The organism is Janthinobacterium amylolyticum (assembly GCF_051380655.1).
Taxonomy (GTDB): domain Bacteria; phylum Pseudomonadota; class Gammaproteobacteria; order Burkholderiales; family Burkholderiaceae_D; genus Janthinobacterium.
This window is the reverse complement of record NZ_JBNYXL010000002.1, coordinates 168,041-194,661: the sequence shown is the minus strand read 5'-3', so window position 1 is coordinate 194,661 and position 26,621 is coordinate 168,041. Positions and strand designations below refer to the sequence as shown.

Sequence of the window (26,621 nt, the reverse complement as noted above, 5' to 3'; positions counted from 1 at the left end):
TGCGGTATCTCCCGACTTGATGAAACATCCTACTTGAAACTGTAATTGGCGCTGGCATAGAAGCGCCGGCCGCGCGGGTCCGTGTAGGTCGGGTCATAGCCGGAAAGGAAAAAGTACGCCTGGTTCGAAAATGGCGGGCTGGTATTGAACAGGTTCTGTATGCCCGCGCGCAGCTTGAACTGCTTGCTGACGGCGTAGGCGCCCGACATGTCCCAGATCGTGTAGGCCTTCACCCGGTTCTGCTTGACGACGCTGCCATCGTCGACGTTGATGGCCGAATTCTGGTCGTCGTAGCCACTTGAATAGGTGTTCGACAGGCTGGCCGAATACGGGCCGTTGTCCCAGTCCAGCGTGATCGTGTGGCGCCAGCGCTGCACCACGCCATCCGTGACGAACTTGTTCAAATTGCTGATAAAGCTATCGCCAGGACTGGTCTGGATCTTCGAGTCGAGCACATAGGTGCCGCTCAGGTGGCCGCCGAAACGTCCCCACGCCGTCTTCACGCCGTGCAGGTCGGCCGTGATGTCGATGCCCGCCGCTTTTTGCGCGCCGCGGTTTTCCTTGCGCAGCTCGATATAGTCGATCAAGCCGTCTTCATCGCGGTGTACCAGGTCGCCATATTTGGACAGGTTGGCGAGGATGATGTCGTCACCGATTTCACTGATCAAATTCGTGCGCTTGATGTTCCAGTAGTCGGCACTGAGGGTCCAGTGCTGACTCGGTTCGAGTACCAGGCCGGCCGTGAACTGGCGGCTGCGTTCCGGTTTCAGCTTGTCGTTGCTGTAGCGGCGCGTATCCCAGTTGTCGGCGCAGACGGAGTAATCATTGTTCTCGCTGGCGCAATACACGGGATCGGGCAAGGTCGCCGTGCTGCTGTAGGCAGTGGGCCGGTGCAGGTCGGACATCGATGGCGCGCGGAAGCCCTTGCCGGCCGAAGCGCGCAGCAGCACCTGCTTGCTGGGCATGTAGGTCAGGCCGATCTTCGGACTCAGGGCGCCGCCCACTTGCTGGTAATGATCGTAACGGCCGGACAACTGCGCCTGCCACTGTTTGCTGAACGGCAGCAGCAATTCGCTGTAGATCGCTTGCACATTGCGGCTGTCGCTGGTGGCCACGCCGCCCTCGGGCGCCGCGTCGTTGTTGATGTTGTCGCTCATCAGCAAGGCCGATGGGCGGAACTCCGTGCGCTCGCGGCGCACTTCGCCGCCCACGGCCAGCGCCATGTCGCCGCCACCCAGCGCCATCAGCGCGCGCGATGCCTTGAAATCCAGCGAGTCCATGGTGCCGCGCGCATGGCGAACCTCATCGTTCACCTGGATGCTGTCGAGCAGCGCCTTGCCTTCCGCGCCCGATGGGCCGAAGGGATTGATGCGGCCATCGGCGATGCCTTCCAACAGCTTGTCATACAGGACATAGCCATGCGTATCCTTGTCCTTCACCATATTGACGCTGTGGTTCAGGCCCACGTCATAATCCCAGCCGGCGAGCGTGCCGGTGGCGCCCACCACGAAACGCTGGCTCTCGCTGGTCAGCTGGCTGGTGCGCATGCCCGCCTCATTCAGGCGCATGCGCAGTTCCAGTTCGCGCCCCACCGGTTCGCCATCCTCATCGAGCGCCGTATCGAAGCCCGCATTGGCCAGCTGCGGTACCTTGCTGTAATCGAGATAGCCGATGACGCGCGCGGAAGAACCCACGTAGTAACTGCGCGAGCGGCTCAACGCCACCTCCGCATACAGCTGGTGCTCGTTATTCAGTTTCAGCACGCCGCGCGTGAGCAGGTTCTGCTTGTCCGTCTTCGGATACAGCTCCGTGTCGCCCATGTAGTCGTAGGTACAGGCATCGACGCCGCCCGTCCCCGCCGGCAGGTACAGATTGGCCGGCGGCGCGCAGTTCGGGATCGAAAAATTGATCTGCCGGTTGGTGATCGGCTGGCCGTTGAGCTGGAAATCGTTGTCCTGCAAGTGCGTGCGCTGGGCGCCGCTGAGGCGGATATTCGCCGGACTGGTAAAGCTCGACAGCAAATGCCCGAGGCGCTGCGGTATCTGCAGCTTCGGAATGAACTTGCGCTGCGAGGAACTGAGGCGGTCGGTTTGCTGCAGGTCGACGACGGCAAAGATATTGTAGCCATCGGCGGCCAGGTCGCCCGTGCCTGCCGTGATGCTGGCAGTGCGCTTGCCGGCGCCGCCTTCCTGCGTGCCGCTGCCATACACATTCAACTCCACGCCCTGGTAATCCTTGCGCGTGATGAAATTGATCACGCCGCCGATGGCGTCCGTGCCGTACAGGGCTGAAGCGCCGTCGAGCAGCACTTCCACGCGCTGCAGGGCGGCGGCGGGGATATTGTTCAAGTCCACGCCCGCGTCGTCACCGGGAGAAGCAAAGTTGGCCATGCGCCGGCCATTGAGCAGCACCAGGGTCGACGAGGTGCCCACGCCACGCAGGTTGGCGCTGTTGAAGCCGCGCTGGTCGCCGCCCACGTTGATGCTGGCGCCATCGGTCAGGCCGCCCACGTTGGCCGAGACACGCGCCATCAGTTCGGCCGCCGTCGTCACGCCCGCCTTTTCGATGTCGGCGCGCGAGATGATTTGCACCGGCAGCGCCGTCTCGGACTCCAGCCGCTTGATGGCCGAACCCGTGATTTCCACGCGCTGCATTTTTTTCTGTACCGGTTCCGCATCCGTGCCCTGTTCCTGCGCCAGCGCACCATTGCCCAGCATGCCCAGCGCCGCCGTCACGCTCAAGGCGGCCACTGCCAGGCGCACCGCATGTGCCAGTACCGCTTCGCGTGGCAGTGCGCGGCGGCCGTGTTGTTTTTCCCTATGCATTGCAACTCTCCCGATGATGTTAACCCTGATTTTTTATAGTGACTGCTTTTTATGCACTGCCTTGCGCTGCTTGACTGCTGTTTTCCGGGGGCCCTGCATGCCATGCTCGCCGCCATACAGGTAAGCGGCGATCACCTCGCTCAGGCGGGCGGCCTTGTCGACGTTGTCCTTGTTCGACACCATCAGCGCCACGGCCAGCGCCTCGATCATGGCCAGTGCCGTGCTGGCGCTGCTGGGCAGGACGGGATGCGTGCTTTGCGCGTACAGCGCGTGGTCGGCCAGTTCGGCCAAGGGGGATGCGGGTGAGTCGGTGAGCGCCACAATGCAGGCGCCGCGGTCGCGCGCGAAGCTGGCCAGGCCGATGCAGTCGAGCGTGTAGCGGGGAAACGAGATCACCACCAGCACGTCGTGCGCCGTCAGGTTGACCAGGTGGCCAGCCGCCACTTCCGAGCCGCCGATGCCCACCACTTCCACCACGTGCGGGCAAAATGGCTGCAGATGCTGTACCAGCATGCCGGCCAGGTTGGCCGACAGGCCAAAGCCCATCACATACACCACCCTGGCCCGCGTCAGCCGGCGCACCACGGCGTGCATCTCCGGCAGCGACAGGGCGCCCGAGGTGGCGGCGATATTCGCGGCCGCATATTCCAGGCTTTGCGTGATGGGCGAGGTGGCGCGCGCGCGCCGCTCTATCGTATGGCGCAATTTGTCGACCGGCTGCAATAGTGATTGCAGGGTTTCCGCCATGGCGCTGCGCATGGCGGAATAATTTTTCTGGCCGATGTCGCGCGCGAAGCGGCTGATGGTCGCCGTCGACACCTGGCAGCTGTCGGCCAGCTCCTCGATGCCCAGCGCGGTGACGCGCATCTGGTTGCGCAGCAGGTAGTCGGCGATCTGCCGCTGCGACGCCGAGCCGCCACCCAGTACATGCATCAAGGCCTGCCCCAGCGGCGACTGCGCAAACGCGGCGTCGGGCGACGCCAGCGCGCCGGACAGCGCCGGCGTGCGTGGCGTGCGCTTGATGCTGCGGGCAGGACTGGCGGATGCTTTCATATCACTGGCGGCCTGTGCTTGTCTGTGCGGCGCAGCGGTGCCGCTGCATAAAAAATGGATACTGGAACTCACTGTACGCATATCAAAAAGAAAACTCAACAAATTTTTGTAAATGGATTTTCATTGATTTACTTAGTGAAAATAATGCGACATAATCGACCGAAATCCACCAACCATGCACCTTTCCGGGGCACCCACCATGCAAGTACAACAGCATCCGATCTCCACGCCGCACGCCAGCGTGTCCTGCCAACTGAGCAGCTTTCACTTCGGCGGCGCGGCGGCCGACAGCCGCAGCGGCAAGAAAGTGTATATCCAGGCGGCGCTGCATGCGGACGAGGTACCGGGCATGCTGGTGTCGCAATTCCTGCGCCGCGAACTGCTGGCGCTGGAAGCGGCGGGCAAGGTGCATGGCGAAATCATCCTGGTGCCGGCCGCCAATCCGCTCGGCCTGGCGCAAGCCATCCATGGCGCGCCGTTCGGCCGCTTCGACCTGACCACGGGCATCAATTTCAACCGCGCCTACCGCCACGTGGCCGATGAATTGAAAACCACGCTCGCTGGCAAGCTGGGACAGGATGCGCAAGCCAACGTGGCCCTGATACGCGAACACGCGCGCGACGCCGTCGCCGCCTGGCGGCCCGGCACGGACGCGGAAACGCTGAAGAAAACCTTGCTGGGCATGGCCATCGATGCCGACATCGTGCTCGATCTGCATTGCGATAACGAGGCGGCCCTGCACATTTACACGGGCACGCCGCTGGCGGCGCAGATCGCGCCCCTCTCCGCGCTGCTGGGCGCGCGCGCCGTGCTGCTGGAACTGGCGGCCGGCGAAGAACCATTCGATGAAGCGTGCAGCCGCCTGTGGTGGGATCTCGACGCGCACTTTGGCGGCCGCTTCCCGATTCCCGCCGCCTGCCTGTCGACCACCGTCGAGTTGCGCGGCGAAGTGGAAGTGAGCTACGCCCTGGCAGAACGCGACGCCACCGCCCTGCTGCGCTTCCTGGCCATCGAAGGCGTGCTGGAAATCGCCGGCGCCGGCGACGGCCTGCCCGCGCCGCAATGCGAGCCGACGCCGCTGGCCGGTGTGGAGCCTATCCTCGCGCCGCATCACGGCGTGCTGGTGTACCTGCGCGAAATGGGCGACATGCTGGCCGCCGGCGATGCGCTGGCCGACCTGATCGACCCGGTCAGCGGCGAAACGACGACGTTGCGCTGCACCGTCGCTGGTGTATTCTTCGCGCGCAGCGCCCACCGCCACGTCCTGCGCGGCATGAATGTCGGCAAGGTCGCCGGTGCCGTCGCCTTCCGCGGCGGCAGCCTGCTCAGCCAATAAAGAACCCAGGCACCATGAGAAAATTCAAGCTCCCCAATACCTTCGTCCTGCTCTGCGGCATCCTGGCCATGATCGCGCTGGCCACCTGGCTGGTACCCGGCGGCAAATTCGACACCCAGCTGGTGAACGGCAAGCAGCTGATCATTCCCGGCACCTTCCACTATGTCGAGAACAAGCCGCAAGGCCTGGCCGCGCTGATGATGGCGCCCATCAAGGGCTTCGTCGACGCCAGCCTGATCATCGGCTTCGTGCTGATCGTCGGCGGCGCCTTCGCCGTGCTGCAAAAAACCGAAGCCTTCGATTCGCTGATCAAGGCCATAGCCAAGGCGCACACCAGCTCGCGCTTCGTGCGCGCCGCCATCATCCCTGTCTTCTTCACCATGTTTTCGCTGGGCGGCGCCACCTTCGGCATGAACGAGGAGGCCATTCCCTTCATCCTGATCTTCGTGCCGCTGGCCCTGGCCCTGGGCTATGACACCATCACCGGCGTGTCGATTCCCTTCATCGGCTCGCAAGTGGGTTTTTCCGCCGCCTTTTTGAACCCGTTCAACGTCGGCATCGCGCAAGGCATCGCCGGCGTGCCGATCTTTTCCGGCATCGGCTACCGCCTGATCGTCTGGGCCATCGCCACGGCCGTCAGCATCCTGTTCCTGATGTGGTACGCGGCGCGCATCAAGCGCCACCCGGAAAAAAGCCCGACCTACCTGCTCGACATCGAAAAGCGCAGCGAGCACACGCTGGATCTGGACAGCTTCGCCGGTATGACGCGCACGCACCGCGCCGTGCTGTGGATCTTCCTGGGCACCTTGCTGACCATGGTCGTCGGCGTCGTCAAGTACGACTGGTTCATCGATGAAATCGCTGCCCTGTTTCTGGTGATGGCCATCGTCGTCGGCCTGGTCGGCCGCCTCGACATGGACAGTCTGGTGGCCGCTTTCGTGCAGGGCGCGCGCGACATGGTCAGCGTGGCGCTGGTCATCGCCCTGGCGCGCGGCACCATGATCCTGGCGCGCGACGCGCAGATCATCGACACCATGCTGCACGCATTGACGCCGCTGGTGGCGTCGTCGAGCCCCGTCTTCGCCGCGCAAAAGATGTTCTTCATGCAGTCGGTGATCAACTTCTTCATCCACTCGGGCAGCGGCCAGGCGGCGCTCACCATGCCGATCATGGCGCCGCTGGCCGACCTGGTGGGCGTGACGCGCCAGACGGCCATCCTGGCCTTCCAGTTCGGCGAATTCACCACGCCGATGATCCCCACCTCCGGCATCACCGTGGGCGTGCTGGCGCTGGCGCGCGTACCCTGGATCACCTGGGCCAAGTGGATGATCCCGCTGCAGCTGATCTACCTGGTGCTGGCGCTGCTGCTGCTGATTCCTCCCTGCCTGATGCACTGGCAGTAAAAAAACGCCACGGCGAGCCATGCTCCCCGTGGCGTTTTTTCTTGCCGAGATTTTCCGGGTGCGCCGGCAAGCGCGGAAACTGGCAGGATCGTGGCGCGGCCGCCAGGCCTGAATCAATGGACAGGTAGTACGGATGGGCGGAAAAAACTTGCACGATGGGGGAAAATAATGGCGATGCGGGGCAACTGCCGAAACAAGGTGTGCGTGCCGCCGGGCCGGCGTGTGCTTGCCAGGGAATGCATGCGTGGTGGCTGGCAAGGACCGGGGGCGCCGCCCGTCCTGACTGCCGATGATGCCGTATGGCTGGAGCTGATGCTGTGACTGATGCTGCTTGCTGCTTGCTGACTACTGCTTGATGACTACTGGTCCTGCTGGCATGCCATAACCGCGCTTACAGCGCGGCTTTTTCCGCGGCGCTCAAGCGCTTGGCGCTCACATACACGGTGTGCATGGTGACGTTATCGGCGCTGGCCATGAGGGCGGCAGGGGCGGCTGGCGCGGCGCGGAACTTCGGCACGGCGGCCGTGGCCAGGCTGGTGGCAGCGGCGATGGCGATGATGGCGACGAAGATGGCTTCCATGTTTTTGGCGATGTTCATGATGTTTTCCTTTAGGTGGCTGGTTGTGTGCTGCGATGATTGAACTGTAGGCCGATCGTCCCTGCACTACCACCGGATTGCGACAAAACGCACGATTGGCGGGACAGAATACAAAAGCGCGCGATGGAAGGCGAATGGCCCCCAGCCGCGCCCATCTGACGCCTGCAAGCCCCATTGCGCGCCATTTCCCCGCCTTGCGCGCCCCTAAAAGCCCTACCGCGGGCCAACCTTGTTTATAATCGCCCTACACTAAAGGACTTCTTTCATGACTGATCAATTCTCCAAAAAGGGCGAAGCCTGGTCGGCCCGGTTTTCCGAACCGGTCTCGGACCTCGTCAAGCGCTACACCGCTTCTGTATTTTTTGACAAGCGCCTGGCGCTGTTCGATATCGAGGGTTCGCTGGCCCATGCGGAAATGCTGCATGCGCAAGCCATCATCAGCCCGGCCGACTACGCTGAAATCCAGCGCGGCATGGCGCAAATTTCGCAGGAAATCGCCAACGGCCAGTTCGAATGGCTGCTGGACCTGGAAGACGTCCACCTGAATATTGAAAAACGCCTGACGGAACTGGTCGGCGATGCGGGCAAACGCCTGCATACGGGCCGTTCGCGCAACGACCAGGTAGCGACCGACATCCGCCTGTACGTGCGTGCCGCCATCGACGACATCACGACCCTGCTGGCGACCTTCCGCAGCGCGCTGACGGACCTGGCCGAGCAGCATGCCGACACCATCATGCCGGGCTTTACCCACATGCAGGTGGCGCAGCCGATCACCTTTGGCCACCACATGCTGGCGTATGTCGAGATGTTCGGCCGCGACGCCGAGCGCATGGCCGACTGCCGCAAGCGCGTCAACCGCCTGCCGCTGGGCGCCGCCGCGCTGGCCGGCACCACCTTCCCCATCGACCGCCTGCGCGTAGCCAAGACTCTCGGCTTCGACGACGTCTGCCATAACTCCCTCGACGCCGTTTCGGACCGCGATTTCGCCATCGAATTTTGCGCCGCCGCCGCCGTGCTGATGATGCACGTGTCGCGCATGGCCGAAGAACTGGTGATCTGGATGAGCCCACGCATCGGCTTCATCGACATCGCCGACCGCTTCTGCACCGGCTCGTCGATCATGCCGCAAAAGAAAAACCCCGACGTGCCGGAACTGGCGCGTGGCAAGACAGGCCGTGTCTACGGCCACCTGACTGGCCTCCTGACCCTGATGAAAGGCCAGCCGCTGGCCTATAACAAGGACAACCAGGAAGACAAGGAACCGCTGTTCGACACCGTCGACACCGTCATCGACACCCTGCGCATCTTCGCCGACATGGCCGGCGGCATCACGGTGAAACCGGAAGCCATGCGCGCGGCCGCCCTGCAAGGCTACGCCACGGCGACCGACCTGGCCGACTACCTGGTCAAGAAAGGCCTGCCCTTCCGCGATGCGCACGAAGCCGTGGCCCTGGCCGTGCGCGCCTGCGTCGACGCGGGCTGCGACCTGGCCGACCTGTCTTTGGAGCAGCTGCGCGCCTTCTCGCCACTGACGGGCGAAGACGTGTTCGAAGTGCTGACCCTGGAAGGCTCCGTGGCCGCGCGCGACCACGTGGGCGGCACCGCGCCTAAGCAGGTGCGCGCCGCGATTGCCCGCGTGCGCACGCAGCTGGCAAAGTAAGACCGGCTCACGCCTGAAAGCGCCCCGCTGCAGCACTGCAGCGGGGCGCTTTTCATTGCGCGGCGATTTTCGACAGCACGGAAAACGCCGCCCCCGTCTGCGATGCCTCCAGCAGCAAGGTCAGCTCCGTGTAAGTGCAGATGATGTTGATCAGGTTGATGCGGTCCCACGCCAGGCGCCGCAGGATGGCGTGGTACACGCCCGGCGTGTAGCAGGTTTCCGGCGCCAGGTGCAGGGTCACGGCCGTCACCCGTTCCAGGCGCGCCAGTTCCTGCTCGCTGCCGAAGACTTCCTCCACCAGCGCGTGCAGGGTGCGGCTGCAGATCACCATCACCTCGTTGACGCCGCGCGTGATGGTGATGAAAGTGCCCCGCTGCGGTGCGGCCAGCGCCAGCAGCTGCCGCTGGCAGGCATAGGTCTGGTCGGAATAGCGGTAAGTAAACACCATCAATTCGCTGCGCGTGGAGAGTTCTCCCGCGCGGTGCGCCAGCACGATCTCGCCGCTCTTCTGCGGCGGCATCCGTTCGGCCAGGCGGCGCAGCGCCATGACCACGGCGGCCTGTCCCACGGGCTTCCATAAGTCCGTCTCCAGCTGCGGCTGCAGCTGGCGCGCCAGCTCCGACAGGTTGAGCAAGCCCCGTCCCAGTCCCTCGCTGAGAAAGGCCGATTCCATCACGATCTGTTCCACTTTAGTCGCTATCGAAAGCATAGTTCCGCGGGCCGGCGATTCCGGTGCACGCACCAGGAGCCGGCAACCCTTCCTTAAAAAAAAGACGCACTACTCCCGCGGCCACGCCTGGAAGCGGGGCCGCACAGCTGGACAAACACCCTTGCGGGCGCCGGGTCAGGTGATGGCGGCTAGGAAGGCGGATGCAGCATCAGCGCCGCTCCAGAGGGGAAATGGCTGAAACCAACTGCAGAGAACAGTACTGACGTCATGGAAGACTCCCGATTTTTTTTCCCGATGCGCTACCTGAACGCGGTCATTGCCGCGTGCGCTTTTTTTGTCGTCGCCTTGCCCGCTGGGGGCAATGCGACGACCTAGTGTAGATCGCAACATTTAAAAAACGCAACAGTGTTTTGCCAACAGAACGGCCCAATAGAGGGAGTAGTCCAAAACAAAAGTTACGGCTTGCGACAGATCAAACCTTCGCTGCATAAATCACGGATAAATGTTCAATTCTTAACAAATAAACGCCCCGTGACCCATTTTTTGAATTTTTTGACATGGCGATATCGACAAGTTTAGTGTCGCTCTACCCGGCGCCATCCCATTACAACAACGGCAGGCTATCCGCCCGCCGCCAGGCACGCCGGGGTGGCCATCAGACAATCGCGGCCAGTTCATTCACCATTTTCCTAACCGATACCCTGGAGCAGAAATGAATTTACGTTTGACGATAGTTGCCGCATCCATCGCCGCCCTGCCGCTGATGGCCACCACGGCGCATGCCGCCACGCCGCTGCCATCTACCCTGATGGCCGCCCCGGTCAGCCTGGCGTCGCCACAAGAGACTGCCAGCCTGGTCAATAAACTGGCGGCACAGGCACGCAGCCGCGGCCTGAACACCGAGCATGGCTTTGCCGTCGGCGCCCAGCATCCTGGCGTGAGCGGCACGCGCGTGAGCCGCGTGCAGCACACCTACAAGGGCTTGCCCGTCTTCGGTTCCGAAACAGTCGTGGTCAGCAACAGCGCCGGCGACATCGTCAGCGAATCGGTGTCGGACCGCGCTTCCGGCCTCGGTAGCGGCGGCGTCAATTCCGTCACCCGCAGCGCCACCACCGATATCGACACCACGCCTGCCATCAGCGCGGCCGCCGCCATCGCCGCCGCCGTCGACAACATCGGCGTGCGCGCCGTCGACCATGTGCCGCCACAGGCGCAGCTGCTGATCTACCCCGTCATGAAAACCGTGCGCGTGGCCGGCGCCGAAAACAAATCGGAAGCGGCCCTGAACGCCCTCGACGTGCAGGACGTCGTCGACCATTACGAACTGGCCTACCTGGTGCAGACGCGCATGATCAGCGGCAACAAGCCGATCTACTACGACACCGTCGTCAGCGCCAAAGATGGCCGCATCCTGCGCCAGTGGAAAGCCCTGAAAACCGTGGCCGGCATCGGCAACAGCCAGTACAACGGCCAGGTGCCGCTCAACACCACGCTGACCGGCAGCACCTACACCATGAAAGACCCGAGCCGCGGCACCGGCGGCAGCTTCGGCGGCATGGCCATCACCAACGCCAACCACGGCACCTCCTCGGGCAGCGTGTACAGCAGCACCAGCAATACCTGGGGCGATGGCCAGCAGTACATCAACGGCGGCAGCACCACCAACGCCAATGGCCAGACGGCGGCAGTCAACGCCATGTGGGGCCTGATGAACACCTACGACACGCACAAGAATGTGCTGGGCTGGTCCAGCCTGGACGGCAACAACACGGCCACCCACATCGCCGCCCACGTCAACACGGCCTACGACAATGCCTACTACGACAGCAGCTGCAAGTGCATGTACATCGGCGACGGCGGCAGCTCGTTCAACAACCTCGGTTCCATCGACGTGATCGGCCATGAAATGGGCCACGGCATCACGGACGCCACCTCGGGCCTGATCTACTCGCAGGAGTCGGGCGGCTTGAATGAATCGAGCTCCGACATCGCCGGTGAAATGGTGGAAGCGTATGCGCGCGCCGGCGGCACGGGCACCAGCATCCCCAACACGGGCAACGATTGGATGACGGGCAAGGAAATCGCCAAGAATGGCCAGCCGCTGCGCTGGCTGTACAAGCCTAGCAAGGATGGCAGCAGCCCGAATGCGTGGAGCAGCACCATCAAGAACCTCGACGTCCACTACAGCAGCGGCCCTAACAACCGCATGTTCTACTTCCTGTCGCAAGGTTCGAACTCCACGTCCAGCAGCGACTACTACAGCTCCTACCTGAACAAAAGCCCGCTGGCCATGACCGGTATCGGCAGCGACAAGGCTTACCGCATCTGGTTCAAGGCGGCCACCACCAAGTTCACCTCGTCGACCAACTACGCCGACGCGCGCAACAAGGTGCTGCAGTCAGCCGAGGAACTGTATGGCGTGGGCAGCGCCGAAGCGACCGCCGTCAAGCGCGCGTATGCGGCCATCAACGTGGGCACCGACGTCGATGAATCGACCACGGGCGGCGCGGTCACCATCACCAGCCAGCCGGCCAGCATCACGGTCGCGCCGGGCGCCAGCGCCTCGTTCGCCGTCGGCGCCGGTGGCGGCACGGCACCGTACACCTACAAGTGGTTCCGCAACGGCGCCGTGATCAGCGGCGCCACCTCGCCGACCTACAGCTTCACGACCGTGGCGGCCGACAGCGGCGCCGTCTTCAAGGCCACGGTGACGGATTCCTCGTCGCCCGCCGTGACGGCAACGTCGAACAACGCCACCCTGACCGTGGGCACCAGTTCGGCCACGGAACGAGTGACGAACGGCGGCTTCGAGTCGGGCGCCACGGGCTGGAGCGGCACCACCGGCGCCATCGGCACCTTCACGGGGCAAACCGCGTATGAAGGCACGAAGTACGCCTGGCTGGGCGGCAATGGCACCACGGCCAGCGAATCGCTGACGCAAAGCGTGGCCATTCCGGCCGCCGCCACCGCCGCCAGCTTGACGTTCGCGCTGCATATCGACACGGCCGAAACGGGCAACACCGTGTACGACAAGCTGGTGGTGACGGTGAAGAACAGCGCCGGCACCGTGCTGGGCACCCTGGCCACGTACTCGAACGTGAACAAGGCGGCCGGCTACCAGATACGCACCTTTGATCTGATCGCCTACAAGGGCCAGACGGTGCAGCTGTCGTTTGCCGCGACCGAGGACGCCTCGCTGCAAACCTCGTTCGTGATCGACAAGGTCAGCCTGGTCACGCAGTAAGCGCTTGAAGATGCGGGCAAGCCGTCGATACAAGGCTTGCCCGCACCGCACGATTGATTTTCTGGCAATTCCAGTCTACCCTGAGGCAGTGATTGCACTTTTGCTGCCGGTACCCGCGACGCATTGAACTTTTTTTGGATTGTTCCTGACCGATGCCTACTTCGACCTTGTCCGCACGCGCTTTCGCCTTTTCATCTCACCCCGTTTTCACGCCCAAGGCCCTCACCATGCTCGCCTGAGCCGACGATGCAGTTCCACCTCCAGGTGCAGGGCCCGGCGGGCAGCCAGGCGCTGGCCATCGACGCCGCCAGCGAGGCCGAGGCGATCCGCGCGGCCGTGCGCGGCGGCTGGCGCGTGCTGGCCGTCGATGACAGCACTGCCCTGGACACGGGCACGGGCACCGTGGCGCGGACGGGCAAGCAGGGCCTGCCCCTGCTGCAATTCAGCCAGGAGCTGCTGGCCCTGCTCGAAGCGGGCCTGAACCTGGGCGAGGCCATGGCCACCCTGCACAACAAGGAAACGCGCGCCGGCGCCAAGGCGACCCTGGCCGCCATCGTGCTCACCCTGCAGCAAGGGCAAAGCTTTTCCGACACCCTGGCCGGTTTCCCCGATATCTTCCCCGACATTTACATCGCCACCGTGCATGCGGCCGAGCGCTCGGGCAACCTGCCCGAGGCGCTGGCGCGCTTCGTCGGCTATCAGCTGCAGTTCGACGCCATCCGCAAGAAACTCATTTCCGCCGCCATCTACCCGTGCATGCTGCTCGTCGTCGGCGGCCTGGTGACCCTGTTCCTGCTCGGCTACGTGGTGCCGAAGTTCAGCGTCGTGTATGAAAGCTCGGGCCGCGACATTCCGTGGATGTCGCAAATGCTGCTGGGCTTTGGCCAGACCCTGGCCGCGCATCCGCTGCTGTGCGCCAGCGCCCTGGCCGGCGTGGTGGCCGCCGTGCTGTTCGGCGCTGGCAATGCCGGCGCGCGCCAGGCACTGGTGCTGCGCCTGTTGCGCCTGCCCGTGCTGGCGGAGAAGGCGGCCGAGTTTCGCCTGGCGCGTTTCTACCGCGCCCTCAGCCTGCTGCTGCATGCGGGCATCCCGCTGCACAAGGCACTGGCCATGGTCGCGCCCATGCTGCTGCCGGCGCAGCAGGAGCAGCTGGCGCAGGCGCGCCGCGCGGTACAGGAAGGCATGCCGTTTTCCACCGCGCTGGAGCAGGCCGGGATGGCCACGCCGGTGGCGCAGTCGCTGCTGAAAGTGGGCGAGAACACGGGCCGCCTGGGCGACATGCTGGAACGTTCGGCCAAATTCCACGACGAGGAATTCGCCCGCTGGGTGGACTGGGCCTCGCGCCTGCTCGAACCGCTGTTGATGACCATCATCGGCGTCGTCATCGGCGGCGTGGTGGTGCTGATGTATATGCCGATCTTTGAACTGGCCGGGAGTTTATCTTGAGGGTCTTGACCATGCGGTGCCTGCCATGAACGCGCGCGAAGAAGAACGGGCCGTGCTCGATGCGGCCATGCTGCGCCAGGCCCACGCCAGCGCGCTGGCACAGGGCCGCCCGCAGATGGCCGTGCTGCAGGAAACGGCAGCCCTGCCACCCGACGTCTTCCTGCGCCAGCTGGCCGCCCTGTTCCGCTACCCGGCGTGGACGATGGCCGAGCTGCAGGCCAGCCTGCCCGCCTTTGGCCTGCTGCCCTACACCGATTGCGCGCAGCGCGACTGCGTGCTGCTGCAAGCCGGTGTCCCGGACGCGCCGCCCGTGCTCATCATCGGCAACCCGTTTGCCGAAGACCTGCTGCAGTGGGCCGACTTCGCCCTGCGCACGCCGTTCACGGTGGCGCTGGCGCACCCGGACGACCTGGCCGCCTATCTGCTGCAGCAGGAAAGCGTACAGCAGGCGATGCAGGAAATGCAGCACGGTGATGATGTGCCGGGCCTCGACCAGAGCATCGAGGATATCTCGCTGATCCGCATCAGCGAAGACAGCAGCCCGGTGGTGAAACTGGTGAACTCCACCATCTACGACGCCCTGAAATTCCAGGCCAGCGACATCCACCTCGAATGCGACGTGGCCAGCCTTGTCATCAAGTACCGCGTCGACGGCGTGCTGGTGCAGGCGGGCCAGGTGCAGGGGCTGCAGATGGCCGAACAGATTATCTCGCGCATCAAGGTCATGGCCGACCTCGACATCGCCGAACGGCGCATCCCCCAGGACGGCCGCTTCAAGGTGCGCGTGAAAGGGGCGGAGATCGATTTCCGCGTCTCCATCATGCCGAATATCTTTGGCGAAGATGCCGTGCTGCGCCTGCTGGACCGGCGCGCGCTGACGGAAGCGGCGCAGGCGCTGCGCCTGGAAAGCCTGGGCCTGAACGAGGACGCCATCGAACAGATACGCCGCCTGGCCGCCAAGCCGCACGGCATGCTGCTGGTGACGGGTCCCACGGGTTCCGGCAAGACCACCACCCTGTATGCGGCCATCACGGAAATCAACACGGGACGCGACAAGATCGTCACCATCGAAGACCCCGTCGAATACCGGCTGCCGCGTGTGCTGCAGATACCCGTCAATGAAAAAAAGGGGCTGACCTTTGCGCGCGGCCTGCGCTCCATCCTGCGCCACGATCCCGACAAGATCATGATCGGCGAAATCCGCGACGACGAGACGGCGCAGATCGCCGTGCAGGCGGCGCTAACGGGCCACCTGGTGTTTACCACGGTGCACGCGAATAATGTCTTCGACGTGGTGGGACGCTTCCTGCACATGGGCGTGGACGCCTACAGCTTTACGGCGGCCCTGAACGGCATCGTGGCGCAGCGCCTGCTGCGCCTCAATTGCGCCCATTGCGCCATCGACGCCAGCGCCGAGGTGCTGGCCGATGCACAGCAACTGCGCGATAGCGGCCTGGCCCTGCATCAGGTACAGGACTGGCAATTCATGGCCGGCAAGGGCTGCGGGCATTGCCGCGGCACCGGCTACAAGGGCCGCAAGGCCGTGGCCGAAGTGCTGATGCTCAGCGACGCGATGCGCGAACTGATCTGCACGCGCGCGCCCCTGAGCCAGATGAAGGAAGAAGCGGCGCGCAACGGTTTCAGGCTGGCGCGCGAAGCGGGCCTGGATCTGGTACGGCGCGGTGAAACCACGTTAGCGGAGCTCAATCGTGTCACTTATTGAACGCCTTGCCCGCACCACCGTGTGCCTGCACCTGGCGCCGCACGCGCTCCACGGCGTGCAGCGCCGCGCCGGCCGTCCCGTGGCCGGCAGCGCTTTCCACCTGCCCATCGTGAACCCCGGCGCCAGCTGGGAAGTGGCACTGGCCGCCCTGTGCGGCTGGCTGGAGCAAGACAGCGGCAAAAAACTCCCGCTGGCCGTCAGCCTGGCCAGCCGCTGGTGCGCCATGCTGATCGTGCCGTGGAGCGGCGCCCTGCTCGACACGGCCAGCGCACAGCGCTTCTTGCATGGCCAGTTCGCTGCCGTCTACGGCGACAGTGCGCGCGCCTGGCGCCTGACCGCCGACGACGCCCCCTTTGGCCAGCCGCGCCTGGCCTGCGGCATCGATGCGGCCCTGCTGCAAGGCGTGCAGGACGCAGCCGGCGCGCAAGGCCGGCGCTGCCTGTCCGTCGAACCCATCGTGGGTCCGGCCTGGCGCAGCATCGCCGCTGGCAAACCCGCCGCCTTCGCCCTGGTGGAAGCGGGACGGCTGCTGCTGGCGACCAGCGGCGGCGGGCGCATCACGGCCCTGCACAGCCAGTCCTGCGACGCGGCCTGGGGCGCTGAACTGGAACGGGCATGGCGGCGCTGGAACTTGCGCGCGCCGCAGCTCGACACGATCGAGCACGTGGCGCTGCTGAACCTGAGCGGCGTACCGCAGCCGGACCTGCCGGCGCGCTTCCAGGCCATGCCGGTGGCCAGCGCCGCGCACCTGATGCGGGAGGCCGCATGGGCCTGAGCCGCATCGACTTCCTGCCCGCCAGCGCGGCGCAGACCTTCAGTGGCTGGCGCCTGATCCTGTGCCTGGCGGGTGCATTGACGCTGCTGCCGGCCGCCGTGTACTGGCTGGTGCAGGCGCAGGAAACGCGGCGCCTGGAAGCGCAGCTGGCGCAGCTGCAACCGGCGCGCACCGTGCGCGCACCGCTGTCCGCCAGCGCCCAGCGCGAACGCGACATCGAACTGAAACAGGTCGCCGTCGCCGTGCGCCAGCTCAACCTGCCCGTCACGCGCCTGGTCAGGACGGTGCAGGCGCCGCGCGACGTGCGCGTGGCCCTGCTGGGACTGGACCTGAACGCGCAGCAGGGCCAGGATGGCGCCAGCGCCCTCAAGATCGCCGCCGAAGCGGCCACGCCACAGGACATGCTCAACTACCTGGCCTTTTTGAACCAGCAACCCATGTTCAGTTCCGTGTATCTGCTCAAGCACGAGATGAGCAGCAACGCGGACGCCCCGGAACATCCGTACCGTTTTCAGCTGGAGGCACAATGGCGGCAATAAAACCCGTGTTGACAGTGCAAGCGCGCCCGGCGCGGTCGCGGCTGCAACTGCGCATGCCACCGCGCCTGCGGTGGGAAGCGCAGCGCCTGTGGCGCCAGCTGGGCTGGCCCTGCGCCATCGGTGCCGCCAGCCTGGCGCTGGCAGTCGTCGCCGTGCAGCAGGGCGAGGCGCTGGCGCTGCGCCAGCAACAACTGACGGCGCAGCTGGCGGCAGCGGCAAGGCAGTCTGCCATGCCATCCACCGCCTCCACGCTCGATGCGGACGCCGATAGCCTGGCCGCCTTCCACGCCTATCTGCCCCGGCATGACAGCATTCCCGAGCAGCTGAAAACCTTGCTGGAGGTGGCACAAAAAAGCGGCGTCACCCTGGCCAAGGCCGACTACAAGCCGCAGGAAGACGGCAACGCCGCCTTTTTGCGCTATCAGATCACCCTGCCCGTAAAGGCCGAATACGCACAGCTGCAAGCCTTCATCGTCGACGCCCTGCAGGAACTGCCCACCCTGACGCTCGACTCCGTGCTGTTCAAGCGCGAACAGATCGAGGCCGGCGAGATCGATGCGCGCATCCAGTTCATCCTGCTGGTGAAAAAGCCGGAGGTGCGTCCATGAAAAAAGCCGTGCTGGCGGCAGCGGCCGTGGCGACCCTGCTGGCCGCCCTCTTCGCGCCAGAGGACGAAGGCAGCATCGTCGGGCCGGCCACTGCCACGCCGCGCCAGGCGGACCGCGTGGCGCTAGCGGCCCTCGTCACGCCGGCCAGCGCCCCGCCTGCCCGTGCGGCGCTGGTCATCGAGCGGCGCCGGGCGCTCGACGATGATGAGGCGGCGACCCTGTTTGCCAAGCAAAGCTGGCAGCCCGAGACACCGAAAAAAATCATGCTCGACCAGCAGGCGGCGCAGGCCAGCCGCACTGTCGCCGCCATCGACGCGCACGCGCCGCCACCGCTGCCCTTTCAATTCCTCGGCCGCTTCGCCGACGAAGGCAAGGCCGCCTACTTCCTGCAGGCGGGCGAACGCAACGTGGTGGCGCGGCCCGGCGACATGCTGGAAGAGCGCTACCGCTTCGACGGCGTGGTGCAGGGTTCCCTGCAATTTACCTATCTGCCGCTCAACCTGAAACAGACACTCGCCGTAGGGGACCTCAATTGAAACGACGCGCCGCACGTATGCCTCGCAATCTCATCAAACTGCTGCCGCTGCTGTCCCTGCTGGCCGCCTGCGCCGGCAACCAGGCCTACAACGATGGCCAGGCCATGCTGGGTGCGGGCCGCACGGAACAGGGACTGGCCCTGCTGGAACAGGCGGCGCAGGCGGAACCGACGAATGCCAAGTACCGCATCGCCGTCACCAACGGCAAGATGCGCGCGCTGAACAGCCTGAATGGCCGCGCGGAAGCGCTGCGCCAGCAAGGCAGCCTGGCCGAGGCGCAAACGCTGTACCGGCAAGCGCTGGCCATCGACGCCAGCGATGACGTGGCGCAGCGGGGCCTGGCCAGCGTGGCGCAGGATGAGCGGCACCGCAAGCTGGTGCAGGAAGCGCAGGCCAGCTACCAGCGCGGCGGCGAAGCGAATGTGGCGCAGGCGCAGGAAGCCTTGCGCCAGGTGCTGCAGGAGCGTCCCGCGCAGCGCGAGGCGCTGGCCTTGAAGAGCCGCATCGGCGATGAGCAGGCCAAGGCCAGGCCGGCCGGCGGCAAGCTGGCGGCCGCCTACCGCAAACCCGTGACCCTGGAATTTCGCGACGCGCCGCTGCGCTCCGTGTTCGATTTCATCAGCAAGGTCTCGGGCCTGAACTTCGTCTTCGACAAGGAAGTCGATCCCGCCCTGCGCGCCACGATCTCCGTGCGCGACACCAGCATCGAGGAAGCTATCGCCATGCTGCTGGGGGCGAACCAGCTGGAGCAAAGCGTCACCAGCGACAAGTCGATCACGATTTACCCGAACACGCCGCAAAAGGTGAAGGATTACCAGCAGCTGGTGGTGCGCACCTTCTTCCTCGCCAATGCGGACGTCAAGACGGTGGCGTTTTCCATCAAGACCCTGCTCAAGGCCAAGGATGTCGTCACCGATGAACGCCTGGGCATCATCATGCTGCGCGATACGCCGGAAATGGTGCGCATGGCCGAACGCATCATCAACGTGCAGGACCTGGCCGACCCGGAAGTGATGCTGGAAGTGGAGGTGCTGGAAGTCAAGCGCACGCGCCTGATGGAACTGGGCATCCGCTGGCCCGACCAGGCCAGCCTGACCCTGGCCGGCAGCGGCACGGGCCTGGGCGGCCTGAAAGTGGCCGACCTGCGCCGCATCAATGGCGAGAATATCAACCTGGGCATCGGCGGCGTGACCCTGAACGCCAACAAGACCGATAGCGACAGCAATATCCTGGCCAACCCGCGCATCCGCGTGCGCAACAAGGAAAAGGCCAAGATCCTCATCGGCGACCGCGTGCCCGTGATTACCGTCACGACCAACAACGGCGTCAGTTCCGACAGCGTCAATTACATCGACGTGGGCCTGAAACTCGACGTCGAACCGAACGTGTACCTGGACGACGAAGTGGCCATCAAGATCAACCTGGAAGTGTCGAACGTCGTCAAGGAAGTCATCAGCAAGACGGGCACGCAGGCTTACCAGATCGGTACGCGCAGCGCGTCGACCGTGCTGCGCCTGAAGGATGGCGAGACGCAGGTGCTGGCGGGGCTGATCAGCGACGAGGACCGGGGCACGGCCAACAAGGTGCCAGGCGTGGGCGAATTGCCCGTGCTGAACCGCCTGTTCGGCAGCCAGAAGGACGACGCCATGCGCAGCGAGATCGTGCTGTCGATCACGCCGCGCCTGCTGCGCAGCATCCGCCGCCCCGACCTGATGACGGCCGAATTCAATTCCGGCACCGAGGCGGCCGTGGGCGGGCGTGGCAGCGTGGGCGGCGCGCCCGAAGCCATCGCCGCGCCGGAGCAGGCCACGCCGCGCGCCGGTTCGCCGATGACGGGCGGCGACGAAGCACCCGCCGCTGGCGACAAGCCTGCCGCCACGCCCACCGCCACCGCCACCGTCAAGGGTGGCCAATGAGGCAGCAGGGATTTACCTTCATCGAGCTGATGATTACGCTGGCGATCATGGCGACCCTGGCCACGGTGGCCGTGCCGATGGCCCAGGTAGCCTTGCAACGCGCGAAGGAACATGAACTGCGCAGCGCACTGATCGAGATCCGCGAAGCCATCGACGGCTACAAGCGCGCCTCGGACAATGGCCGCATCAAGCTGTCGCTGGGAGGCTCCGGCTATCCGAAAAAGCTCGATGAGCTGGTCGAGGGCGTGCCCGACCAGCGCAGTCCATCCAAACAGAACATCTATTTTTTGCGCCGCCTGCCGCGCGACCCGTTCCAGCCCAGGGAAGAAGGCAGCGCGGCCGACAGCTGGAGCAAGCGCGCCTACGCCTCGCCACCCGACAACCCCAGTGAAGGCGAAGACGTGTTCGACGTCGCCTCGCACGCAACCAGGGCGGGCCTGAACGGCGTGCCGCTCAACCAATGGTGATGCCCATGCATTCAACTGCCCTGCGGCGCGGCTTTACCCTGGTCGAACTGCTGGTGGTGCTGGCGATTATTTCGCTGCTGCTGACGATCGCCATTCCCCGCTATTTCGGCTCGGTGGAAAAATCAAAGGAAGTGGCCCTGAAGGAAAACCTGCAAGTGCTCAGGAGCGGCCTCGATCAATATTATGCCGACAAGGGCGAGTATCCGGCCGCGCTGGCCGACCTGGTCACCCACCATTACTTCCGCAGCGTGCCGCTCGACCCCGTTACGGAGTCCAGCGCCACGTGGCGGCTGGTGCCGTCGCCGAATGGCGAAATCAGCGGCGTGGCCGACGTGCGCAGCGGCGCCAAGGGCAAGACGCGCGAGGGCATCCCCTTTGAGCAGCTCTAGTTATCAATACCGCGCGCGGGGCTTCGCCTACATCTGGACCCTGCTGCTGGTGGCCTTCATGGGCGTCGGCCTGGTCGTGGCCAGCGAACTGTTTGCCACGGCCGCGCGGCGCGACAAGGAGCGCGAACTGCTGTTCATCGGCCATGAATTCCGCAATGCGCTGGGGCGCTACTATGACAGCACGCCGGCCGACGGCCGCCCGCGCTATCCATTGACCCTGCAGGAACTGCTGAAAGATCCCCGCTTCGCCAATGCCCGGCGCCATTTGCGCCGCGTGTATGCCGACCCCGTCACGGGCAAGGCGGAATGGGGCCTGCTGCGGCAGGAGGGACGCATCGTCGGCATTCATTCGCTGTCGCCGCAGCTGCCCATCAAGCAGGACAATTTTCTCGATGAAGACGCCAGCCTGCGCCGCAAGCAGCGCTACGCGGACTGGCAATTTACCTATCCGCACGACCTGGTGCTGGCGCCGCCCGATGCGGCAGGCGGTACGCCTGGCCTCAAGCCGAAAGGCGCAAACTGATATCATGCGTCTTTCATCGGCACGCACAGGACAAAGGAACAGGCATGAGCATAGGCGGCACTTCCATCGAACAGGCATTGGCATCGCTGTCGGACATGACGTCTGGCATGGTCGCCATCGGCAAGGACGAACACGCGCAACGCATCGCAAAGGCGCAGGCCTTCATGCGCCAGCAGGGCATCGCCGCGATCTACCTGAACGCGGGCGCCAACCTCACCTATTTCACGGGCACCAAATGGTATGCCAGCGAACGCATGGTCGGCGCCATCCTGCCAGCCAGCGGCGACATCGAATACATCGCGCCCGCCTTCGAAGAAAGTACCCTGACAGGTTTCATGGTCATAGCAGGCAAGGTCAATTGCTGGGAGGAGCACGAAAGTCCGTACCAGCTGTTCGTCGACGTGCTGGCGCGCATGGGCGTCGTCCAGGATGAAGCTACGCCGCCGCGCGTGGGCATCTGCGAAAGCGCCGCCTTCTTCATCTACGACGGCATCAAGCCGCTGGCGCCCGGCTACGCGCTGGAAAATGCGCGCACCGTCACCGCGTACTGCCGCAGCCGCAAGTCAGCCGCGGAAATCGCCCTGATGCAGCGCGTCATGGACATGACCCTGGCCGTGCACGTGGCCACGGCCAGCATGCTGCATGAAGGCATCACGACGGTGGAAGTGGAAGAATTCATCCAGCGCGCGCACCGCAAGGTGGGAGCGCCCCGCTCGTATTTCTGCATCGTGCTGTTCGGCGAGGCGACGGCGTATCCGCACGGCGTGAATTACGTGCAGACCCTGAAGGCGGGCGACACGGTGCTGATCGACACGGGCTGCCAGGTGATGAACTACATCTCCGACATCACGCGCACCTATGTGTTTGGCGCCATCAGCGAGCGACAGCGCAGCGTGTGGAACAGCGAAAAGGCGGCGCAGGCCGCGGCGTTTGCCGCCGCCCGGCTGGGCGTGCCCTGCGGCGACGTGGACCGCGCCGCCCGCGTCTCGCTGGAAGCGGACGGCTTCGGCCCCGGCTACAAGCTGCCAGGCCTGCCGCACCGCACCGGCCACGGCATCGGCCTCGATATCCACGAATGGCCTTACCTGGTCGGCAATGACACCACGCCGCTCGACGTGGGCATGTGCTTCTCGAACGAACCGATGATCTGCATCCCCGGCGAATTCGGCATCCGCCACGAAGACCATTTCTACATGACGGAAAACGGTCCGCGCTGGTTCACGCAGCCGGCGCACAGCATCGACGATCCGTTCGGCTTGCAGGCTTAGGCCGAGTGTTGGATTACGCTGCGCTAATCCAGCCTGCCGCTAGCTTGATGTCCCTTTGTTGGATTACGCTGCGCTAATCCAACCTACCGCTAGCTAGCTTGATGTTCCTTTGTTGGATTACGCTGCGCTAATCCAATCAACTGTAATGTCAGGCAGGTCGGATTAGCGCGTAGCGCGTAATCCGACATCACCGCAATGCCGGACAAGCCGCAGGAGCGCCTTGCGCGCAATCCGACATCACCGCAACGCCAGGTAAGCCGCAGGTGCGCTGCGCGCGTAATCCGTCACCACCGCGCCCTGCGCCAGCTTGAACACGGCCAGCGCCGTGCCCAGTTGCACGGCTTGCTCCTGCAGCGATTCGGCCGCCGCCGACGCTTCTTCCACCAGCGCGGAATTTTGCTGCGTCATCTGGTCCATGCTGCCGATGGCCACGCCGATGTCGCCGATGCCGGCGCTCTGCGCCTGGCTGGCGGCGCTGATGTCGGCCATGATGTCGGCCACCTTTTTCACGGAATCGACGATTTGGCCCATGGTCAGCCCCGCCTCGTCGACCAGCTTCGAGCCCGCGTTGACCTTGGCCACCGAGTCGCCGATCAGTTGCTTGATCTCGCGCGCCGCTGCCGCGCTGCGCTGCGCCAGGTTGCGTACTTCGGATGCCACCACGGCAAAGCCGCGTCCCTGCTCGCCCGCGCGCGCCGCTTCCACGGCCGCATTCAAGGCCAGGATGTTCGTCTGGAAAGCGATGCCGTCGATGACGCCAATGATATCGACGATGCGTTTCGATGAATCGTTAATCTCGCCCATGGTGGTGACCACCTGGCTGACCACCTGCCCACCCTTCACCGCCACCGACGACGCGGACACCACCAGTTCATGCGCCTGGCCCGCATTGGCGGCGTTGTCGCGCACGGTGGAAGTCAGGCTGTCCATGCTGCGCGCCGTCTGGTCCAGGCTGCCCGCCTGCGATTCCGTGCGCGCGGCCAGGTCCGCATTGCCCTGGGCGATTTCCGCGCTGGCCACCTGGATGGTTTCGGCCGAAGCCTTGATGCCGGATACCATGCCGGCCAGCCGGCCGCGCATCTCCTTCAGCGCCGCCAGCAGGCTGGCCTGGTCGCCCGCCTCGGTGGCGATCTCCATCGAGAGGTCGCCGTCGGCCACGGCGCGCGCGATCTGGCGTGCATATTCGGGCTCGCCACCGAGCTGCTGCCAGATGGCGCGCACGACGAAATGCGACACGGCCACCAGGCAGACGATGACGGCCAGCGCCACGGCAATGCTGGTATTGAGGGCATTGCGCACGTTCGCGGCGCTGCGCTCGATGCCCTGTTTGAACTGTAATTGCGCCTGTTCGTTGGTCTTCGCCAGGTCCGTATTGAGCACGGCCAGCGCAGCCTGCATGCGCGTCACCGTCGCTTGCGGATCGCCTTCCTCCATCTCCAGCATGATGCGCGCCGCACCCAGGGCAGGCGCATAGTAGGCATCGAATTCCTTGGCCAGGCGCGCGCCGTGCTCGCGCTGACCGGGGATGGCCGCAAAGGCGGCCAGTTTTTCGCGCAGCTTGACGGCCTGGCCATCGACCTGGCCGATGCGCTCCTTGTCGCCTTCGCTGACGGCATCGCGCAAGGCGTCGCCGACGGCGGCCAGGTCGAGGGTCAGCGACTTGGCCAGGTCGAGCACCGGATAGTCGGCGCTTTCGGTGGCGTGGATGGAATTGAGCGTGGCCGTCGACAGATAGGCGCTGACGGCCAGGCCCAGTCCGAAAATCACGGCCGAGACGACAGGCAGCGCCCATATCTTGCGTTTGATGCTCATTGCTGTCTCCTGATCTATTTGTATCGGGCCGCGGCAGGGCGCGCGGCCCGGGACGGCGTTATGGCGCCGTCAGCACCACTTTGACGCTGCCGTCGACAGCGCTCTTCTCGATGTAGCCGATGGCTTTCGGATCGGCGGCGACGGCCTTCTTCACATCGGCGCTATTCGCCACCTCTTTCGGCAAGGTGGCCTTGCCCGTGAAGACCAGCTTGGACCACAGGGCCTTGGCCTGCGATGGCTCCTTGTCCGCCACCTTCTTGTAGAACTCGGCGCGCACGGGAGCGCTTTCCGGCTGGTCGATCGGCGTCATGGCCGTCGATTTACCGAGGAAGAATTGCGCCACCTGTTCATTCGTCATGGCGCCGGCGCCGCTCTTAGCATTGACCACCACGACCACTTCGGCCATGGCAGGAACGGCGCTCGACAGGGCCAGCAAGGCAGCCGCAAAAATAATAGGTTTCATGCGGCGCTCCTTAGAAAACAAAATCGATGGCGGCGGCAGCCACCGTGACGGGACCATGGAAGCCCGGCTTGGCTTGCACGAACAGGCCAGGGCCATTTTTTGGCTTGATGCGGTCGATCTGCACTTTCAGTGCCGCCGAACGGTGGAAGTCCCAGCGCACGCCGATGCTATGCGTCGTTTGCTCGAGCTGGTTGCGCGTGTAAGCCAGGGTGTCGACTCCGGCCGACAGGGCGCGCAGGGTCGGCGTGCAGGCAGCCGGGTAGCCCGCAGGGCAGGCCGCCGGCACGCTGTTGTTGACGCGGCCATCGGCCTTCAGGCTGGCGTGGCTGTAGTAGGGCAAAAAGGCGCCCATGCGGTAGCCGCCCATCACGTACCACGAGGTGCTGTCGCTGACATAGCTGTCCGTCTTGCGCTTCGCATATTCGGACTGCACCAGCACATTGTTCCAGTCCAGGCCCAGGCCGACGGAGGTAAACGACGCCTTCTTGTCCTTCACTTCCAGCGCATCGGCCAGGGCGCCCAGCTGGGCGATCCGGTAGCCGCTGCCAGCCGCGCGCAAGCCGCCCATCAGGGTATTCAGGCTGGGCGAATCGTTGATGCTCAACTTGGTCTCGGCGCGGCCGAAGCGCAGCGTCACAGGGCCGTGTTCAGCCACCACGTTGAGGGCGACGATGGACTTGCCTTCCACATGCACGGTCGAATCGGGGCCCGTGGCCAGGGTAGCCTTGGTGCGGCCCAGCGCCAGCTGCGTGGTCACGGTGGTGTCGCCCGCGCTGAACTGGTAGGTGCCGTCGATGCCGTCGATGCTGTTCAGCGGCACCTGCGAATACATCTCGCCGGGAGGACGCAGCATGGTGTTCGCATAGCCCACATTGCGGTAGTCGGAAATCATGAAGACGGGCAGGCCCATGCGGCCGACGCGCACGCTGAAGCTGTCCGACACCTTGGCCTTGGCAAAGGCCCACGCCAGTTCGGCGCCGAAGTCGTTTTCGCCATCCTTGCGCGCCAGGCCCTGTACCGTCGCCGACAGCCAGGGATTGACGGTGACGTTGGCCTGCAGGCCCACATTGGAATCGACGCCCGTGCGCGCGGTGCGACCGGCGCCGCTGGCCTGGTTCGGACGCGCAAACTGTGCATTGTCTGTGTCAGCCATGGTCAGCGCGGCCGTGCCGTAACCGCTGATCTTGATCGCGGGGCCATCGACTTCTTCGGCATAGGCATGGCTGATGGCCAGGGGCATGGCCAGCAGTAAAATCAGGACGTGTTTATTCATAGTAATTAAATACCCGTAGCGGTGAACGATAATCGTGGAATTGGACTCGAGGTCGGTGGCTCACCGGCCGTGGCAGGCCGGGTCCGTTTTT

General features: G+C 64.7%; 22 protein-coding genes. 15 read left to right on the top strand and 7 right to left on the bottom strand.

Annotation, left to right across the window (positions count from 1 at the left end; all coding sequences use genetic code 11):
- Positions 1 to 29: 29 nt before the first annotated feature.
- Entirely contained in the window at positions 30 to 2,825 is a 2,796-nt protein-coding gene (locus ACQ4WR_RS04465; protein WP_436485584.1) for a TonB-dependent receptor, read from the bottom strand.
- Between the two features lie 33 nt (positions 2,826 to 2,858).
- The gene (locus ACQ4WR_RS04460; protein WP_258002974.1) at positions 2,859 to 3,878 is read right to left on the bottom strand and encodes a MurR/RpiR family transcriptional regulator; all 1,020 of its coding nucleotides are present in this window, start codon (positions 3,876 to 3,878) and stop codon (positions 2,859 to 2,861) included.
- A 199-nt stretch (positions 3,879 to 4,077) separates the two neighbouring features.
- Between ACQ4WR_RS04460 and ACQ4WR_RS04455 the strand changes: the two genes are divergently transcribed.
- Both ACQ4WR_RS04455 and ACQ4WR_RS04450 read left to right on the top strand, forming a co-directional pair.
- A complete protein-coding gene (locus tag ACQ4WR_RS04455; protein WP_436485582.1) occupies positions 4,078 to 5,214 on the top strand; it encodes a succinylglutamate desuccinylase/aspartoacylase family protein in 1,137 nt (378 codons plus the stop codon).
- A gap of 14 nt (positions 5,215 to 5,228) precedes the next feature.
- Positions 5,229 to 6,617, top strand: a complete 1,389-nt coding sequence (locus ACQ4WR_RS04450; protein ID WP_102294632.1) for a YfcC family protein — start codon at positions 5,229 to 5,231, stop codon at positions 6,615 to 6,617.
- A gap of 391 nt (positions 6,618 to 7,008) precedes the next feature.
- On the opposite strand, the gene ACQ4WR_RS04445 is transcribed toward ACQ4WR_RS04450, so the two are convergent.
- A complete protein-coding gene (locus tag ACQ4WR_RS04445) occupies positions 7,009 to 7,215 on the bottom strand; it encodes a hypothetical protein (protein WP_102294634.1) in 207 nt (68 codons plus the stop codon).
- A gap of 265 nt (positions 7,216 to 7,480) precedes the next feature.
- Here ACQ4WR_RS04445 and argH point away from each other — a divergent pair, with 265 nt between their 5' ends.
- Positions 7,481 to 8,878 carry an argininosuccinate lyase gene (argH, locus tag ACQ4WR_RS04440; RefSeq protein ID WP_436485579.1) on the top strand — a complete coding sequence of 466 codons (1,398 nt, stop codon included), beginning with the start codon at positions 7,481 to 7,483 and terminating at the stop codon, positions 8,876 to 8,878.
- Positions 8,879 to 8,930: 52 nt separating this feature from the next.
- On the opposite strand, the gene ACQ4WR_RS04435 is transcribed toward argH, so the two are convergent.
- Entirely contained in the window at positions 8,931 to 9,551 is a 621-nt protein-coding gene (locus ACQ4WR_RS04435; protein WP_436486094.1) for a hypothetical protein, read from the bottom strand.
- 709 nt (positions 9,552 to 10,260) lie between these two features.
- On the opposite strand from ACQ4WR_RS04435, the gene ACQ4WR_RS04430 reads away from it, so the two are divergent.
- The 12 genes from ACQ4WR_RS04430 (at position 10,261) to ACQ4WR_RS04375 (ending at position 22,982) form a co-directional block, all read left to right on the top strand.
- Positions 10,261 to 12,792, top strand: coding sequence for a M4 family metallopeptidase (locus tag ACQ4WR_RS04430; protein WP_436485578.1), 2,532 nt, complete (start codon positions 10,261 to 10,263; stop codon positions 12,790 to 12,792).
- A 246-nt stretch (positions 12,793 to 13,038) separates the two neighbouring features.
- Positions 13,039 to 14,238 (top strand): type II secretion system F family protein, encoded by a 1,200-nt coding sequence (locus tag ACQ4WR_RS04425; protein WP_436485576.1) that lies wholly within the window; start codon positions 13,039 to 13,041, stop codon positions 14,236 to 14,238.
- Between the two features lie 25 nt (positions 14,239 to 14,263).
- Complete coding sequence (locus tag ACQ4WR_RS04420) at positions 14,264 to 15,961, top strand: GspE/PulE family protein (protein ID WP_436485574.1); 1,698 nt, start codon at positions 14,264 to 14,266, stop codon at positions 15,959 to 15,961.
- Positions 15,948 to 16,736, top strand: coding sequence for a hypothetical protein (locus tag ACQ4WR_RS04415; protein ID WP_436485572.1), 789 nt, complete (start codon positions 15,948 to 15,950; stop codon positions 16,734 to 16,736). Before ACQ4WR_RS04420 ends, ACQ4WR_RS04415 begins: the two co-directional genes overlap by 14 nt.
- Positions 16,727 to 17,275 carry a hypothetical protein gene (locus ACQ4WR_RS04410; protein WP_102294645.1) on the top strand — a complete coding sequence of 183 codons (549 nt, stop codon included), beginning with the start codon at positions 16,727 to 16,729 and terminating at the stop codon, positions 17,273 to 17,275. Before ACQ4WR_RS04415 ends, ACQ4WR_RS04410 begins: the two co-directional genes overlap by 10 nt.
- A 53-nt stretch (positions 17,276 to 17,328) precedes the next feature.
- Entirely contained in the window at positions 17,329 to 17,883 is a 555-nt protein-coding gene (locus tag ACQ4WR_RS04405) for a type 4a pilus biogenesis protein PilO (protein WP_436485570.1), read from the top strand.
- Entirely contained in the window at positions 17,880 to 18,419 is a 540-nt protein-coding gene (locus tag ACQ4WR_RS04400) for a hypothetical protein (RefSeq protein WP_436485569.1), read from the top strand. The genes ACQ4WR_RS04405 and ACQ4WR_RS04400 overlap by 4 nt, the downstream gene beginning before the upstream one ends.
- 17 nt (positions 18,420 to 18,436) lie before the next feature.
- The gene (locus ACQ4WR_RS04395; RefSeq protein WP_436485567.1) at positions 18,437 to 20,335 is read left to right on the top strand and encodes a secretin GspD/PilQ domain-containing protein; all 1,899 of its coding nucleotides are present in this window, start codon (positions 18,437 to 18,439) and stop codon (positions 20,333 to 20,335) included.
- On the top strand, positions 20,332 to 20,802 hold the full coding sequence (locus ACQ4WR_RS04390) for a type II secretion system protein (protein WP_436485565.1): 471 nt from the start codon (positions 20,332 to 20,334) through the stop codon (positions 20,800 to 20,802). Before ACQ4WR_RS04395 ends, ACQ4WR_RS04390 begins: the two co-directional genes overlap by 4 nt.
- Positions 20,802 to 21,191, top strand: a complete 390-nt coding sequence (locus tag ACQ4WR_RS04385; protein ID WP_102294698.1) for a prepilin-type N-terminal cleavage/methylation domain-containing protein — start codon at positions 20,802 to 20,804, stop codon at positions 21,189 to 21,191. Before ACQ4WR_RS04390 ends, ACQ4WR_RS04385 begins: the two co-directional genes overlap by 1 nt.
- Positions 21,178 to 21,714 carry a type II secretion system protein gene (locus ACQ4WR_RS04380; protein ID WP_258002976.1) on the top strand — a complete coding sequence of 179 codons (537 nt, stop codon included), beginning with the start codon at positions 21,178 to 21,180 and terminating at the stop codon, positions 21,712 to 21,714. The genes ACQ4WR_RS04385 and ACQ4WR_RS04380 overlap by 14 nt, the downstream gene beginning before the upstream one ends.
- Positions 21,715 to 21,758: 44 nt before the next feature.
- Positions 21,759 to 22,982, top strand: coding sequence for a M24 family metallopeptidase (locus ACQ4WR_RS04375; protein ID WP_102294653.1), 1,224 nt, complete (start codon positions 21,759 to 21,761; stop codon positions 22,980 to 22,982).
- Between the two features lie 237 nt (positions 22,983 to 23,219).
- Here the strand turns inward: ACQ4WR_RS04375 and ACQ4WR_RS04370 are convergent, their stop codons facing one another.
- From ACQ4WR_RS04370 to ACQ4WR_RS04360, 3 genes are read right to left on the bottom strand one after another with little or no spacing between them, the layout of a single operon-like run.
- Entirely contained in the window at positions 23,220 to 24,794 is a 1,575-nt protein-coding gene (locus ACQ4WR_RS04370) for a methyl-accepting chemotaxis protein (RefSeq protein ID WP_436485562.1), read from the bottom strand.
- A 58-nt stretch (positions 24,795 to 24,852) separates the two neighbouring features.
- Positions 24,853 to 25,257 carry a type 2 periplasmic-binding domain-containing protein gene (locus ACQ4WR_RS04365; RefSeq protein WP_436485560.1) on the bottom strand — a complete coding sequence of 135 codons (405 nt, stop codon included), beginning with the start codon at positions 25,255 to 25,257 and terminating at the stop codon, positions 24,853 to 24,855.
- A 10-nt stretch (positions 25,258 to 25,267) separates the two neighbouring features.
- On the bottom strand, positions 25,268 to 26,530 hold the full coding sequence (locus ACQ4WR_RS04360) for a hypothetical protein (protein WP_436485558.1): 1,263 nt from the start codon (positions 26,528 to 26,530) through the stop codon (positions 25,268 to 25,270).
- Positions 26,531 to 26,621: the final 91 nt, after the last annotated feature.

Bases quoted from the DNA above. Each gene is read 5' to 3' on its own strand.
- ACQ4WR_RS04465 (WP_436485584.1), bottom strand. From the start codon at position 2,825: ATGCATAGGGAAAAACAACACGGCCGCCGCGCACTGCCACGCGAAGCG.
- ACQ4WR_RS04460 (WP_258002974.1), bottom strand. From the start codon at position 3,878: ATGAAAGCATCCGCCAGTCCTGCCCGCAGCATCAAGCGCACGCCACGC.
- ACQ4WR_RS04455 (WP_436485582.1), top strand. From the start codon at position 4,078: ATGCAAGTACAACAGCATCCGATCTCCACGCCGCACGCCAGCGTGTCC.
- ACQ4WR_RS04450 (WP_102294632.1), top strand. From the start codon at position 5,229: ATGAGAAAATTCAAGCTCCCCAATACCTTCGTCCTGCTCTGCGGCATC.
- ACQ4WR_RS04445 (WP_102294634.1), bottom strand. From the start codon at position 7,215: ATGAACATCGCCAAAAACATGGAAGCCATCTTCGTCGCCATCATCGCC.
- argH (WP_436485579.1), top strand. From the start codon at position 7,481: ATGACTGATCAATTCTCCAAAAAGGGCGAAGCCTGGTCGGCCCGGTTT.
- ACQ4WR_RS04435 (WP_436486094.1), bottom strand. From the start codon at position 9,551: ATGGAATCGGCCTTTCTCAGCGAGGGACTGGGACGGGGCTTGCTCAAC.
- ACQ4WR_RS04430 (WP_436485578.1), top strand. From the start codon at position 10,261: ATGAATTTACGTTTGACGATAGTTGCCGCATCCATCGCCGCCCTGCCG.
- ACQ4WR_RS04425 (WP_436485576.1), top strand. From the start codon at position 13,039: ATGCAGTTCCACCTCCAGGTGCAGGGCCCGGCGGGCAGCCAGGCGCTG.
- ACQ4WR_RS04420 (WP_436485574.1), top strand. From the start codon at position 14,264: ATGAACGCGCGCGAAGAAGAACGGGCCGTGCTCGATGCGGCCATGCTG.
- ACQ4WR_RS04410 (WP_102294645.1), top strand. From the start codon at position 16,727: ATGGGCCTGAGCCGCATCGACTTCCTGCCCGCCAGCGCGGCGCAGACC.
- ACQ4WR_RS04405 (WP_436485570.1), top strand. From the start codon at position 17,329: ATGCCACCGCGCCTGCGGTGGGAAGCGCAGCGCCTGTGGCGCCAGCTG.
- ACQ4WR_RS04400 (WP_436485569.1), top strand. From the start codon at position 17,880: ATGAAAAAAGCCGTGCTGGCGGCAGCGGCCGTGGCGACCCTGCTGGCC.
- ACQ4WR_RS04395 (WP_436485567.1), top strand. From the start codon at position 18,437: ATGCCTCGCAATCTCATCAAACTGCTGCCGCTGCTGTCCCTGCTGGCC.
- ACQ4WR_RS04390 (WP_436485565.1), top strand. From the start codon at position 20,332: ATGAGGCAGCAGGGATTTACCTTCATCGAGCTGATGATTACGCTGGCG.
- ACQ4WR_RS04385 (WP_102294698.1), top strand. From the start codon at position 20,802: ATGCCCATGCATTCAACTGCCCTGCGGCGCGGCTTTACCCTGGTCGAA.
- ACQ4WR_RS04375 (WP_102294653.1), top strand. From the start codon at position 21,759: ATGAGCATAGGCGGCACTTCCATCGAACAGGCATTGGCATCGCTGTCG.
- ACQ4WR_RS04370 (WP_436485562.1), bottom strand. From the start codon at position 24,794: ATGAGCATCAAACGCAAGATATGGGCGCTGCCTGTCGTCTCGGCCGTG.
- ACQ4WR_RS04365 (WP_436485560.1), bottom strand. From the start codon at position 25,257: ATGAAACCTATTATTTTTGCGGCTGCCTTGCTGGCCCTGTCGAGCGCC.
- ACQ4WR_RS04360 (WP_436485558.1), bottom strand. From the start codon at position 26,530: ATGAATAAACACGTCCTGATTTTACTGCTGGCCATGCCCCTGGCCATC.